General features: G+C 29.4%; 12 protein-coding genes. 5 read left to right on the forward strand and 7 right to left on the reverse strand.

The features are described from left to right. Positions 1–126: 126 nt before the first annotated feature. From nuoH to gyrB, 4 genes are all read right to left on the reverse strand, one after another. Complete coding sequence (gene nuoH / locus EHF_RS02455; protein WP_044194814.1) at positions 127–1,230, reverse strand: NADH-quinone oxidoreductase subunit NuoH; 1,104 nt, start codon at positions 1,228–1,230, stop codon at positions 127–129. A 6-nt stretch (positions 1,231–1,236) separates the two neighbouring features. Next, positions 1,237–3,291, reverse strand: a complete 2,055-nt coding sequence (nuoG, locus tag EHF_RS02460) for an NADH-quinone oxidoreductase subunit NuoG (RefSeq protein ID WP_044194817.1) — start codon at positions 3,289–3,291, stop codon at positions 1,237–1,239. 9 nt (positions 3,292–3,300) lie between these two features. Next, entirely contained in the window at positions 3,301–3,519 is a 219-nt protein-coding gene (locus EHF_RS02465) for a hypothetical protein (RefSeq protein WP_044194819.1), read from the reverse strand. Between the two features lie 222 nt (positions 3,520–3,741). Beyond that, positions 3,742–6,138: a DNA topoisomerase (ATP-hydrolyzing) subunit B gene (gene gyrB / locus EHF_RS02470; protein WP_044194822.1), complete on the reverse strand. Its 2,397-nt coding sequence runs from the start codon at positions 6,136–6,138 to the stop codon at positions 3,742–3,744. 307 nt (positions 6,139–6,445) lie between these two features. On the opposite strand from gyrB, the gene EHF_RS02475 reads away from it, so the two are divergent. Beyond that, positions 6,446–7,342, forward strand: a complete 897-nt coding sequence (locus tag EHF_RS02475) for an aspartate carbamoyltransferase catalytic subunit (RefSeq protein ID WP_044194825.1) — start codon at positions 6,446–6,448, stop codon at positions 7,340–7,342. A gap of 10 nt (positions 7,343–7,352) precedes the next feature. After that, positions 7,353–8,090, forward strand: a complete 738-nt coding sequence (truA, locus tag EHF_RS02480; protein WP_044194828.1) for a tRNA pseudouridine(38-40) synthase TruA — start codon at positions 7,353–7,355, stop codon at positions 8,088–8,090. Between the two features lie 994 nt (positions 8,091–9,084). Here the strand turns inward: truA and EHF_RS02485 are convergent. The 3 genes from EHF_RS02485 to EHF_RS02495 form a co-directional block, all read right to left on the reverse strand. Beyond that, complete coding sequence (locus tag EHF_RS02485) at positions 9,085–9,486, reverse strand: outer membrane protein assembly factor BamE (protein WP_044194829.1); 402 nt, start codon at positions 9,484–9,486, stop codon at positions 9,085–9,087. Between the two features lie 128 nt (positions 9,487–9,614). Further along, on the reverse strand, positions 9,615–11,150 hold the full coding sequence (locus tag EHF_RS02490) for a lysine--tRNA ligase (RefSeq protein ID WP_044194832.1): 1,536 nt from the start codon (positions 11,148–11,150) through the stop codon (positions 9,615–9,617). Between the two features lie 285 nt (positions 11,151–11,435). Continuing rightward, complete coding sequence (locus tag EHF_RS02495) at positions 11,436–12,158, reverse strand: alpha/beta hydrolase (RefSeq protein ID WP_044194835.1); 723 nt, start codon at positions 12,156–12,158, stop codon at positions 11,436–11,438. 323 nt (positions 12,159–12,481) lie between these two features. Between EHF_RS02495 and EHF_RS02500 the strand changes: the two genes are divergently transcribed. The 3 genes from EHF_RS02500 (at position 12,482) to iscU (ending at position 15,801) form a co-directional block, all read left to right on the forward strand. Continuing rightward, the gene (locus EHF_RS02500; protein WP_044194837.1) at positions 12,482–14,050 is read left to right on the forward strand and encodes an aminotransferase class V-fold PLP-dependent enzyme; all 1,569 of its coding nucleotides are present in this window, start codon (positions 12,482–12,484) and stop codon (positions 14,048–14,050) included. Positions 14,051–14,114: 64 nt separating this feature from the next. After that, positions 14,115–15,350, forward strand: coding sequence for an IscS subfamily cysteine desulfurase (locus EHF_RS02505; RefSeq protein WP_044194839.1), 1,236 nt, complete (start codon positions 14,115–14,117; stop codon positions 15,348–15,350). A gap of 37 nt (positions 15,351–15,387) precedes the next feature. After that, entirely contained in the window at positions 15,388–15,801 is a 414-nt protein-coding gene (gene iscU / locus EHF_RS02510) for a Fe-S cluster assembly scaffold IscU (protein WP_044194843.1), read from the forward strand. The last annotated feature ends 24 nt before the right edge of the window (positions 15,802–15,825 follow it).

Raw genomic sequence — 15,825 nt, forward strand, 5'->3', positions numbered from 1 at the left:
ATAATTTTTATATTACATAAGCAAATGTAAAATTTATATAAAAACATATTTATACAATAAATCACTTTATTGTATAAAAGAACAATAAATGAAAGTAAGATATTTATCTCCATTCTCTTATAAACCCTATTCATGCAGTATGTATTGCTTACTACCTGTATCTTTATTAGGTAATGAATCCGTATATACTAGAATACCTGAAACCAATACTACCCACAGCAAAGATATAGGTAAAAATACTTTCCATCCCAATCCCATCAACTGATCATAACGATACCTAGGAATAGTAGCGCGAATCCATATAAAGCAAAATAGTAAAACCACTATCTTCAATATAAACCATACAATCCCAGGAATTATATATAAAAAGCTAATGTTTAAAGGTGGATACCACCCACCAAAAAAAAATATTACTGCCATTGCATTAATTAATATCATATTTGCATATTCTCCTAAAAAGAACAATGCAAATGGCATAGATGAATATTCAACATTATATCCGGATACCAATTCTGACTCTGCTTCTGGCAAATCAAAAGGATGCCTATTAGTTTCAGCTAAGGCTGAAATAAAAAAAATACATGCCATCGGAAGTAGCAATAAATCTATCCAATAAGGCATATTATGCCGTGCTACAACTATCTCTCCTAATTTTAGTGATCCAGTTGCTAATAATACTGTGACTATAGTTAACCCTATAGATACCTCATATGATATCATCTGTGACGCAGATCTGATTGCACCTAAAAAAGCATAATTAGAGTTACTTGACCACCCAGCTATTATAATTCCATAAACTCCAAGAGAAGAAATAGCCAAAATATATAATACCCCAATATTTATATTAGCAATAGCATTAGGCATTATTACCTCATATCCATCATTCACCATTACATCAGCTCCAAATGGAATCACAGCCCATCCTAATAAAGCTAAAGTAAAAGTAATAATTGGAGCAATAAAAAAGCATATCTTATTTGATTTAAAAGGAATAATATGTTCCTTGATAATGAGTTTCACAGCATCAGCAAAAGGCTGTAATAAACCAAAAGGTCCAACAACATTAGGACCTTGCCTTAGCTGTATTGCTGCAAGAACTTTACGTTCTATATATACTAAATAAGCAACGGATATCATAACTGAAATTATTACTGTCATTATTTTTATGAATAACGCAATACCACTACTTATATAACTGAAAAAATCCAAAAAAATATTATAATAACTCATATTTACCTAATTTTTATTTGCAAAAGCTTTTACACAATCTGCCATTATAATAGATGCGCGACTAATTGGATTTGTCATGTAGAAATTAAAATCTTTATTAATAAATACACTACTCTTTTCTAAAATAATACTTCCATTAATTGAAGTCCACTTATTAGGAATCAAATTCCCAATATTTTCTTCACGAAACTGCTCTCCCAATCTTGACAATTTATCTCTAATACAATCTAAAGTATCATATTGCATATTCACTTTTAAATATCTTGATAATTCTTTAATAATTAACCAATCTTCTTTTGCTATACCAGGAGGAGAAACAGCTATATTTGTTCTCTGTACTCTACCTTCAGTATTAACATAAGTTGCATTTTTTTCAGTATATGCTGCACCAGGTAATATTACATCTGCAATTTGAGCACCCCTATCCCCATGATGTCCCTGATATATAATAAAAGAAGATTCAGAAGGAGAAATTTCTACTTCATCTGCACCTAGTAAATATAAAACCTCTATTTCACCAGAACTTATACCATTAATTATATTAGATATTAGATTAGTATTAGAATTAGGAACAAACCCAACATCCAAACCACCTACCCTAGCAGCAGCTTTGTGTAAAACATTAAATCCATTCCAATCATTTCTTAACATGTTAAATTTTTCTGCAATTTTAGCAGCTAATGTAAATATAGAATTACCATTTTCACCAATTAGAGCATCTTGTCCTATTATCAACATAGGATTCTTTGCATACTTTAATAACTCAGAAAAAGAAGGAACTCTTTCATGTAAGATATCATCTAATACTAAACAATTATTCCCTAAATTTTCTACTTTATAATTAAAATTATTATATAAACCTAAACTCGCAACTCTAAATCCTCCTTGTAAATACCTTTTACGCAGTCTTGCGTTAATTATAGGTGCTTCAAGTCTTATATTTGTATTAATCAATAAACACAAATCTGCATTTTCTATATTAGATATACCAGTATTAAACACATAAAAAGCTCTGCTGTTAGTAGGTACTATTGATCCATCTTGTCTACATTCTATATTAGTACTACCTAATTCATGCATAAGTTCCTTTAACAGCAGCATAGATTCACAATCTGCTAAATCTCCAGAAATTGCTGCAATCTTATTCCCAGAAGTATTACTAATTTTCTTAGCAATTATATTAAATGCTTCTTCCCATGTTGCAGGTAACAGATGCCCATTCTTTCTTATATATGGCTTATCTAACCTTTGTAATTTTAAACCATCATATGAAAAACGTGCTTTATCTGATATCCATTCCTCATTTATATTTTCATTTAATCTAGGTAATATCCTCATTACTTCTAGACCACGCGTATCAACTCTAATATTACTACATACAGCATCCAATACATCTATTGTCTCACAATGGCGTAATTCCCAAGATCTAGCTTTAAATGCATAAGGTTTTGAAGTTAACGCACCAACTGGACAAAGATCTATTATATTACCAGATAGCTCTGAGGTAATACACTTAGAGATATATGTGTCTATCTCCATATTTTCACCACGGCCAATCGTACCTAATTCATAACTACCAGCAACATCTGATAAAAATCTAACACATCTAGTACAATGTATGCATCTAGTCATTGTATTTTCTATCAATGGACCAAAATTCTTCTTTTTTACAGCACGTTTCCCTTCTTCATATCTGCTTTTACCTCTACCATATAGCATGGTTTGATCTTGTAAATCACATTCTCCACCTTGATCACATATTGGACAATCCAAAGGATGATTAATTAATAAAAATTCTAGTACCCCTTCCCTAGCTTTTTTTATCTTGTCAGTATTAGTTTTAACTATCATACCCTCTGCAACAGGCATTGCACAAGAAGCTGCAGGTTTAGGTGGACCACCAACAATTTCTACTAAACACATTCTGCAATTACCTGCTATAGCAAGCCTTTCATGATAACAGAACCGTGGTATCTGTATTCCAGCAATCTCACAAGCTTGAAGTACAGTCATCCCATTTTCAACTTCTATTTCTAAAGAATCTATAACTAATTTAACCACGCACTACCTTTACATACTAGCCCATTCTATAGGATTACCGTTATTATCCTGCACTAAATCACCATTATCATATTGACCTGCCATAAAAATTTTGCCTAACTCTCTATTAATATATTTAACTGGCTTTACAGTTTTACCATTATACATTTTTTGAGCTGTACCTTTTTTCCGTTGTAATGGATTATTCTTACTTGCTGTTTTTGCAACCTTAACCCCTTTCTTAGCCATAATACCCCCATAGCTATAAAATCATGAAGTAATAGCACATTTTATCATTTAAGTTTCCAACGTCAATAAATTATATAGTTACAATCTTTAATGATTTGTTATTTTATTTTAATTTTCTACTGTTATAAAAATACTATAACCTTATCAATTTATATAGAATTATAAATATTAGTACAAACTACATTACTGAAATATCAACACTTTTTATTATTATTTATGTAATTACGTATCAATATTTTGTACATTTAAAGCATTATTATTGATAAAGTCACGTCTTGGTTCTACAAAATCACCCATAAGTACTGAAAATATTGAATCAGCAGCTTCACAATCAGCTATTTTAATTTTAAGGAGTGTTCTTGTCTCAGGATTTAATGTAGTATCCCACAACTGATCTGCATTCATCTCACCTAAACCCTTAAACCTTTGTAAGGTCATATCCTTTTTACCAAATTCAATAATATTATCTACTAAAGAAGTAGGTGAATTTATTTTTATATTATTGTCTTTTGTAGATAAAATAGGCGTATTATAAAAAATATCCTCAATTTCATTACACATATTGATAACACGCTGAATATCTTCTGAATTCATTATTGTATCATCAATATAGTACTTATCAACCAATCCATGGGATAACCTGAAAATACTTATCTCATCTTTTTTAGGTATTTCAACATTCCACTCATATTCACAAAAAACCTTGTTCAAATGATTAGATATCGCACTAGCAGAATCAAAATTATGCTTCTTAAAGAAAATAATTAACGATTCTAAAACATTCTGAGGAATTATCCTATCATAAGACTTTGTTATTTTACTAATATTCATACATTGATGTAAAACTTTAGACAGACTACTACCTGAATAACTTTTGGTTCCAGTAAGAGTTAGGTCTTTTATCGCGTTACTAATTATATAATCATGCAGCATATCATCGTTTTTTATATAAAACTCTTTCTTATGTTTTGTAATCCTATAAAGTGGAGGTTGTGCAATATATAAATAGCCTTTCTCTATTATCTCACGCATATAACGAAAAAAGAATGTCAACAATAAAGTTCTAATATGTGATCCGTCAACATCTGCATCTGTCATAATGATAACTTTGTGATAACGTACTTTTTCAATATCAAAATTTTCAGTACCAATATTACTACCTATTGCGGTAATTAATGATGCAATTTCTGCTGATGATAATATGCGATCTAAACTTGCACGTTCTACATTTAATATCTTTCCTTTCAAAGATAATACAGCCTGAGAACGCCTATCACGCCCTTGCTTTGCAGAACCACCTGCAGAATTACCTTCTACAATAAACAACTCAGATAATTCTGGAGATTTCTCCTGACAATCTGCTAATTTTCCTGGTAAAATGGTAAAATCAAAACCATTTTTACTTTTTATTAAATCTCTTGCTCTGCGAGCAGCTTCCCTTCCTTTGGCAGATCTAATTATTCTTTCTAGAATACTAGTGGCTAGTTTAGGATTAGTTTCAAAAATATTTGTAAGCTTTTCATATACTATACTCTCTACAGCTGTCCTAGCTTCAGAACTTACTAATTTATCTTTAGTTTGAGACGAAAATTTAGGATCAGGTAATTTTATTGATAACACACAAGTCAAGCCTTCTCTTACATCTTCTCCCAAAATACTTACTTTTGCTTTTTTTAAAAAACCTTCATTTACAGCATAATTATTAATACAACGTGTCATAGCTGATCTAAATCCTGCAAGATGAGTTCCTCCATCCTTTTGTCTGATATTATTTGTAAAGCATAACATATTTTCATAATAAGAATCATTCCAATGCATTGACAACTCTAAGCTGATTCCATGTTCAAGCACGATCCCTTCTATATGAACAATTTTAGTCACAGCAGTCTTATTACGATCAAGATACTTTACAAAAGCAGACGTCCCTCTATCTTCTGTATCACTAATTTTAGAACTATCCTTAAAACCAAAAGATGAACTTAATACTTGAGTACCTCTCAAATCCTTTAGGTTTATATTAATATTAGAATTAAGGAACGATAGCTCTCTGATACGATTTTCTAGTGTCGAATAACTAAAATTTACAGACGAAAAAATATTTTTAGACGGCAAAAAAGTAATTTTAGTACCCTTTTTAGTTATATTTTCACCAACTACAGATAATGGTTTTACAGTTGCTCCATCTTCAAAACGCATAAAATACTCTTTACCATTACGCCATATAGTCAACTCTAACCAACTCGAAAGAGCATTTACAACTGACACTCCAACACCATGAAGCCCACCTGATACCTTATAACTATTGTGATCAAATTTACCCCCAGCATGCAATTGTGTCATAATCACTTCAGCAGCAGATATACCTTCATCTTCATGCACATCTACAGGTATACCTCTACCATTATCTATAACAGAAACAGATCCATCACTTTGAATTGCAATATCTATTTTATTACAAAAACCAGCAAGTGCTTCGTCTATAGAATTATCAATAACCTCATATACCATATGATGTAAGCCAGATCCATCATCAGTATCTCCAATATACATACCTGGCCTTTTCCTAACTGCATCAAGACCTTTTAAAACAGTAATGGAACTTGCATTATAATCATCCATAGCAAATTATACTTAATTAAGTTACGAGGTATTATATACCGTAGAAAATTTTAGACAAAGTAAAAAAGTCTTTAATTATAAGTTTAGTATATTATGATAAGCACATATAGCATGTTTTAAGTAATAACATTAAAAATCTCTAATCTAAAATATCAAATAATTGACTAACCTAATATATTGCTATTCACTCATGTTATAAAACAACTTGAAGATCAAATTGTAAAAAAATTTCATACAAATATTATAAATAACATGTATAAAATATATAATTCAATCAACAGTATTTTTATATAAAAGTAGGAATCTAATGAAGACATTACTAGAAATAAGTAATCTAATATCTAATGATGTAGAATCTATTTTTAACCTTACAATGCAATATTTCAATAATAAAAATCTTAACCACAATATTCTAAATGGAAAAGTCATCATTAACCTATTCTTTGAAAGCTCAACACGTACTTTATCTTCTTTTGAAATTGCAGAAAAATCACTAGGTGCACACTCCATCACCTTAAATATTAATACATCATCTATAAATAAAGGAGAAAGTATTATAGATACTATTTTAAGTATAAATGCAATGAATCCTGATTTAATTGTTATAAGGTCACAATATAGTCAATTTATCAAAAAAATATCTGAATATTTACCAAACTGTTCTATAATAAATGCTGGAGATGGACACCATGAACATCCAACACAAGCACTAATAGACTATTGTACTATACGTTATATAAAAAAAGATATTAATAATTTAAATATATCTATATGTGGAGATATATTACATAGTAGGGTTGCAAGATCAAATATAAGGTTATTGTCTAGATATGGAGCTAATATAGCTTTAATCGCCCCTCCAACATTATCATGCAATTTGATCGGTGTATCACACATATACCACAATCTAATCAAAGGAATATGCAATGCAGATGTTATAATGCTATTAAGATTACAAAAAGAACGTATTATTAATTGCGTTATTCCTTCAGAAACAGAATACTCTCATTTATATATGCTAAATCATGAAAAATTATTATCATATACAAAAAAGGACGTCATAGTCATGCATCCAGGTCCCACAAATAAAGGAATAGAAATTTCTAATAACGTAGCAGAAAAAAATTCCGTAATTTTATTACAAGTAAAAATGGGTGTCGCAGTGCGTAAAGCCATATTACATTATTTATTATGCAATAACTAAATGAACAACAATGCGATACAAAATTGTTATAGAATATAATGGTTCTAATTTTATTGGATGGCAAAAACAAAAACATTTATCAAATTCCATTCAAGAGATTCTTGAAAAAGCAATATTCAAATTCTCACAACAACACACTACAGTATATGTTGCAGGAAGAACTGACGCTGGTGTACATGCTTTAGGACAAGTAGCACATTTTGATCTCACAAGAGATTTTGATACATATGTAGTAAGAAATGCAATAAATCATCACTTAACACCTCACGCAATCGCTATATTAAGCGTAGAAAAAACAGATGATAAATTCCATGCAAGGTTCTCAGCAAAAAAACGTCATTACTTATATAGAATAATAAATCGTTATTCACCACTAACAATAGATCACAATCGTGCATGGCTTATACATAATCCTTTGAATATTGAAAATATGATACAAGCTATTGAATATATAAAAGGTAATCATGATTTTTCTAGTTTTAGAGCAAGACATTGTCAATCCAAGAGTCCAGTAAAAACAATAGATGATTTACAAATTATTCATAATAACGAATACATCAATATTCATATTTCTGCTATATCATTCTTACATAACCAAGTACGTATTATTATAGGTACGCTAGTAGAATGTGGAAAGAATAACTTCCCACCAGAACACACAAAGAGTATCTTAGAAGCAAAAAATAGATCTTGTGCTGGTATGACAGCACCACCATATGGTTTATATTTTGTAAAAGTAGATTATTAAAATTCTATATAATACAAAAAATATACTTTCAAAAGAAACTAAATCCAGATATAAAAATTCATTCATAATTCTTAAGTAAAATAGTAAAGTAAATATTTAATTGATGACTAGAAATATATATTTTTACTAATAATTTTTAAATTAAATAATAATATAAATACAGATAGTTAAAGAGAATATTTAATGTACTATAAGATAATTTATATTTTTAACTATTACAAAAATTTATAGATATATGATATTATTAACTCATACATAAGCAATATAGAAGAACTTAAAAGCTGTTGATTCAAATCATTCTTACTTAGATGACTTCTAATTTTTTTGTTTCTTAGTTATTGAATTTTATAACACATAAAATTCTTAATATTAAATAGTAACTGCTTTTAGCATGTAAGAAATATTAATAAAGGACACCATGGATATATCACTGAAAAGTATACTTATATATAATAAATATTTATAATATCTAATTATTTTATTTATTAATTTGACAATGATGCACTTCTACACATAGTTCTGTACATAATAACTTTGAATCATTATGATAACTTATAAATTCTTATTATTCCAAATGATATTATTACTTTAGATCTAATACAAGTAAGAACTGAGCTAAAACTGGGTTATAAATTCATCACGTTACACCATTAAGAATAAATAAATTTTCCTTTATAAAAGCAAGAGAGTGATTGTAAGATCTATATGCAATAGTATGATTCTTTAATATATTATTAAATTGATTATCCTTAATTAATAGCAGATTTAAAACAAAAAATATGCAAATTGCAAAGTACAACGGATAACTCTCAGCTTTTTTTTTAGTACACTATTTTTTTTCTAATAAACACTACCATAGAAATATTAACTAAATAATCCAACAATATGTAATTTACTGTAAACACGTATAGATGATATAAATCACAAAACCCAGTGTATACTCATGATACATTGAAATATAAGATAAATTACGTAATAGATATAGAAACCTTTATTACTTTAATTTATTATCAAATTTACGAAGTAAACTATCATGTATACCAGTAACTGATGTATTCTTTCTTAACAATTTTGTTAAACTTTTTCTATCTACTTTAATATTTTGTACGTCTATAACTTCATTGGTCTGAGGATCAAAAGTTAATTTTAAAACAAGAGACTCATATTCTCTTGCTGAAAAAAAACGTTTTTTATGAATGCTATAAGCAACATAATACCACACATTCTCTTCAATAATGCATGGATCACCTATACGCTGTATAACCTGACTACTTAAATCCCCAGTTTTTACACTATTCCATAAATTAACTTCTGAAGCAGGATAGCCATGATGAACAACTATAGTACCACAACTACTTAATAAGAATAAAGCTATACAAATAACTCTAGCTAGCATAAGATCTCAAAAATAAATATCCTGTAAGCTACCATAATTTCACTAATTGGTCAATTTCATAAATCATATATTTTTAAATCTGTTACTCAAAACAAAAATAAACTTTTCTTTTTGCATATTTCTTATATCTATCTTTTTAATGCTTGATTAATTAAATTCACAGTATTATTTACTCCATATAATTTTATAAAAGATCCAAGCTTAGGGCCATGACTTTGTCCTAACAGAATTTCATAGAAGCTTTGAAAACAAGATCGCAAATCATTAAAACAATATTTTTTCATTAAAGAAAATACATTACTTTGTATTTCCTCAGACGTAATATTTTCTGAAAAATCATTGAGCATATTCTTTAGTTCATCTAGTATAATTCTTTCATCGTGATCTGGAATTTTATAAATTTTATGTGGTTTAACAAAATCGTGATAATATTTAACCGAAAAATCTACTAATTGAGATAATATTTTATTATCCTCTATATTACTATTACCTTTATAATTCTTAATAAATCCCCATAGTACTTCACTATTTTCAGCATTACAAGCTGATGCTAAATTCAGCAATAAAGAAAAACTCAATCCAAAATTATCAATTAATGGTACATTTCCATTATGAATATGCCATACAGGATTATCACAACTAGCATTGTTATGATAATCATCTATTAGATATAAATAATCATCCATAGAACGCGGTATAACATCAAAATATAGCTTTTTTGCTTTTTTAGGATTTTGTAATATATACAACGCTAAACTTTCAGCAGGAGCATAAGATAACCAATCCTCTATTGATATACCATTACCTTTTGATTTTGAAATTTTTCTGCCTTCTTTATCAAGAAATAATTCATAACAAAATAAAACGGGGGGAGTATTACCTAAAATTTCACATATCTTACTAGATAATTCTGCAGACGGCTGCAAATCTTTACCATGCGCTTCATATTTTACGTTAAGTGCTGACCACCTCATCCCCCAATCTGGTTTCCATTGTAATTTACATGTTCCACCTGTAACTGGGATTTGAACAACTTCCTCATCTTCATCTTTGTAAGAAATAGTACCTAACTCAATATCAATATCAATAATAGGTACTTGCAATACTTTTGAAGTTTTAGGACATATTGGCAAAAATGGACTATAAGTCTTTTGTCTTTCACTACCTAATGTAGGTAACATAACATCCATCACCTTATCATAATTTTTTAATAGCAAGAGTAATTTTTCGTTGTATAAACCACTCCTATAACATTCTGTTGCGCTTTTAAATTCATATTCAAAATTAAATAAATTAAGAAATTTACATAACAACATATTCATATGATGTCCATAACTTTCACAAGCACAGAAAGGATCTGGTATCATAGTCAGAGGTTTGCCCAAATGGGCAGCTATCATATCCTTATTCGGAATATTATCAGGTATTTTTCGCAACCCATCCATATCATCTGACACAACTATAATTTTTGTTGTAATATTAGGACAAATTTTACGTAGCGCATTCATTATTGCTGTAGTACGTAATACTTCCCCAAAAGTACCAATGTGAGGAAGTCCTGAAGGACCATATCCAGTTTCAAAAATAATTTCCGTCTTTTCCCCAAACTTTTTTAATATTTTTTCTGCTTCTTGAAATGGCCAAAATTTGTATTGTCCCATCATGATATATTAAACTGATAGCTTATAATCCACTTATCTATAACACAAAATGCATGAAGTAGCAAAATATATAGCAAGATTACACAAATATATAAAATAAACTTAGTCAACAAAATCTATAGTAGTAGTTTAAAATACCTTACAAATTATTCACTAAACACTAGTGAAAACCCTTATAGAATATAAAACATAACTTTTCGTTATAAGACCCACATGCTAAAAACAACAGGAAATTAATAAACTTTCAGTAGTTATGTAAACTAAAAATGATTCCTAATATTATAATAATTACACTGGATCATCATGCATAACAACACGACGTTGTTTTATTTTCTTATGTATAACACCTCTTCTACGGCTATCTATAGATTCAGACAAGCGAAATTTTATATAACTATCAACAACTTCATTAAACTTATCCATATGGTCACGAAAAAAGTGATCTGCCTTCTCTATAACGTAATATTGCATATATTCACTTCTGATGGAATTACTTAATCTAGCAGCAAGCTGGGATACTGCAGATTCATCAGAAATGCTGTCTTGATCACCTTGAACGATTAATCCAGGCACAGGACAAGGTGATAAAAATGAAAAATCATACTTATTTGCAGGTGGTGATACTGCTATAAATCCTTCAACTTCAGGACGTCTCATCATTAATTGCATAGCAACCCATGCTCCAAAAGAAAAACCAGCAACCCAAAAAGGAGCTGAAGCCATATTATTATTTTGCAACCAATCTGCTGCTGCTGCACCATCACTTAATTCACCTATACCTTTTTCAAAATTACCTGACGATTTACCTACTCCACGAAAATTAATCCTTAAGACAGAGAATCCGTTATTAGCAAATATGTTGTATAAGTTGTACACGATTTTATTATCCATATTCCCACCATATTGAGGATGAGGATGAAAAATTAAAGCAAGTGGGGCACCTAACGTTTTATTATGATGATATTTTCCTTCAATTTTACCAACTGCACCATTAAAAAATATTTCTCTCATGAATTAACTTCCTTAAATAAAAAATTAGTAAACCACAAACCTCAAGTATACGATAATAAGAAAAAAAACTCAACTTTACAAAGTTTTTTATTATGATAAAACAAAACCTCAGATAAATATTTTAACTCATGCTAAGTTATACAATAAAAATTTACATATAAAAAACTAATAATTAACTCTATATATTTTTTTGATCAATAAAAACCTACTTGACATAGGGTATATTAATGATACATTAAGAAATTGTTGAATGTAATAAAAAATCTTTCATAACAATGTTTCAACAAAATTGAATAGCTAGGTAAAGATTTGGAAAATTTAATATGTTAATTACAACAAGGCTACGTTATGCCATTATGTTTATGTCAAAGCTAGCTCAAGAGTATTATACACTAAAAGGTAGCATTCAACCAAAAAAAATGTCACATATCGCAAATAGCCAATCTCTTTCTGAAGGATACCTTGAACAGATTATTGTAAAATTAAAAAAGCAAGAATTAATAAGTTCTACGAAAGGTCCTGGTGGAGGCTATTCTTTAAACAAAAGTCCGGATTTAATTACACTTAACCTTATTCTTAAATCTATAGGAGAAAATGTAAAAATTACAAGGTGTAAAAATGATCTCATGGGATGTTTATCAAATAATGCCAGATGTATTACTCATAATTTATGGGAAAACATAGGCAACCATATAAAAAAATATCTGAATAGCATTTCATTAGAAGATATAGTCAATAATAATTTTAAATCTACAGTAAGCAGCAATATCAATCAATACATATATGCAGACTATAATTCAATGTCAACTATATCTCCTATGGTTAAAAATCAACTAGACAACCTATCTTCTCTAAACATATATAATCCATCATCAACACATAAGTTAGGACAAAATACAAAAAGCATTATAGAGAAAACAAGAGAAATAGCCATTAATCAATTGAACGCGACAAATTATGATGTCATCTTTACTTCATCTGGTACAGAAGCTAATAACTTAGTAATAAATAGTACTGCTGGTTATAAACATTTAATTTCTTCTATAGAACACTTATCTATTATGAATTGTGCTACAAATGCAGAATTAATTCCTGTAAATTCTAATGGTATAGTGTGCTTAGATACGTTAAGTGATATTCTACGCAAATTTAAAGATGAAAAAGTTCTTGTATCAATAATGACTGCAAATAATGAAACTGGAGTTATTCAACCTATAAAAGAAATAGTAGAAATATCACATAAATTTGGTGCAATAGTCCATACAGATGCTATACAAGCATGTGGAAAGATTCATATAGATATTGAAGATTTAGGAGTAGATTTATTAACAGTTTCATCACATAAACTTGGAAGTATTGCCGGAACTGGTATATTATTTTTCAATAGTAAAAAAATTAAAATAAAACCTATAATATTAGGTGGACATCAAGAAAAAGGATTGCGTGCAGGTACCGAGAATGTCATATCAATCTATTTATTATCTATATCTTTAAGCAATTTAGAAGATTCTGTAAAAAAAATGTCTACCATTGAGAAGTTACGTGATAAACTAGAACGTGAAATACTAAATTTAGTACCTGAAGCTCAAATTTTTGGCAAAAATGCACGAAGGTTACCAAATACTACATGCATTTCAATGCCAAACGTAAATAGCGAAATACAAATAATAAGTTTTGATATTGATAATATTGCAGTTGGTAGTGGATCTGCTTGTTCTTCTGGGGCATTAGAACGTTCTCATGTATTAGCTGCAATGGGAGTGGATGACAATATAGCTAAAAATTCAATCAGAATTAGTCTTAGTCATGATGCAACAGACACTCAGGTAACAAAAATAGTCAATTGCTGGTACAAAATATATCAGAATAATCAATTACTAAAATTAAATTAGGTAGAATAATGCAAAAATTAGAAGATTATTATATCATTAATATTATCAGTGATAGGTTATAAACATGGAAAAAGCAGGACAACAACATATTAAATTACCTATATTTCTTGACTATCAATCTACAACAAAAACAGATGATAGGGTATTGGAAGCTATGATGCCCTATTTCAAACAATTTTCTAATCCTCATTCACGCAGTCACTCTTTCGGATGGAAAGCTGAATCAGCTGTTGAATTAGCTAGGGAAAGGGTTGCATCTTTAATAAATGCTGAAGCTAAAGAGATAATATTTACTTCGGGAGCAACAGAATCAAATAATTTAGCAATCAAAGGAGTAGCAAACTTTTATAAAAATAAAGGAAATCATATAATTACAGTACGTACAGAACATAAATGTGTTTTAGATTCATGTCGCCACTTAGAGACAGAAGGATTCCATGTTACTTACTTAGATGTACAGAAAAACGGTATCTTAAACTTAGACTTACTAAAATCATCTATAACCAATAAAACAATATTAGTGTCAGTAATGATGGTAAATAATGAAATTGGTGTTATTCAACCAATTGAAGAAATAGGAAGAATTTGCCATGAACATGGAATATTTTTTCATACTGATGCAGCTCAAGCTTTTGGTAAAATACCAATAGATGTTAATAAAATGAACATTGATCTCTTAAGTATATCAGGACACAAAATATATGCTCCAATGGGCATAGGAGCACTATACGTACGTAAACGTCAACCACGGGTACGACTTACTACCATGATCAACGGAGGTGGGCAAGAACGCGGTATGAGATCAGGAACAATACCTACTCCATTAGCTGTAGGGTTAGGAGAAGCAGCACATATAGCTCAAGAAGTAATGGAAGAAGAGAATACTAGAATAAGAGAATTGCGTGATATTTTATATAATGAAATAAAAAAACATTTATCATATGTTGTAGTAAATGGTGATTATGAACAACGCATAGCAGGAAACTTAAATTTAAGTTTCCCCTATGTTGAAGGAGAATCTACTATCATGGCAATTAATAATCTTGCAGTAAGTTCAGGTTCTGCTTGTACTTCAGCTTCTCTAGAACCATCTTACGTTTTACGTGCTTTAAACATCGATAAAGATTTAGAACATTCATCGATTAGATTTGGTATAGGTAGATTTACTACAAAAGAAGAAATTTTATATGCTGCAGAACTTATTGTTAACAGCATAAAAAAACTACGTGAAATGAGCCCATTATGGGAAATGGTTCAAGAAGGTATAGATCTTAATAATATCAAATGGGATGCACACTAATTTTGTTATTATATTTTTACAATTATGAGGTAATGTTATGAGTTATAGTGAATCTCTTCTAGAGTATTACAAAAATCCTAAAAATGTTGGTACTTTACCTAAAGAAGATTATAATGTTGGGACTGGATTAGTAGGAGCTCCGAGTTGTGGAGATGTAATGAAATTACAAATAAAAGTAGATGATAACGGGAGAATCATTGATGCAAAATTCAAAACTTTCGGATGTGGAGCTGCAATTGCAGCAAGTTCTTTAGCAACAGAATTAATAAAAGGTAAGACAATAGATGAAGCACAACAGCTAAAAAATACTGTATTAGTAAAAGAATTAAGCTTACCTCCAGTAAAGATACACTGTTCTTTACTTGCAGAGGATGCTGTAAAAGCTGCAATAAACGATTATAATATGAAGCAAGCAAATAAAAAAGATAAGCTTTCGTCTCCAAGTGAATAGATATAAAGTATTAAAGTAAGGTTT

The organism is Ehrlichia japonica (assembly GCF_000632845.1).
Taxonomy (GTDB): Bacteria; Pseudomonadota; Alphaproteobacteria; order Rickettsiales; family Anaplasmataceae; genus Ehrlichia; species Ehrlichia japonica.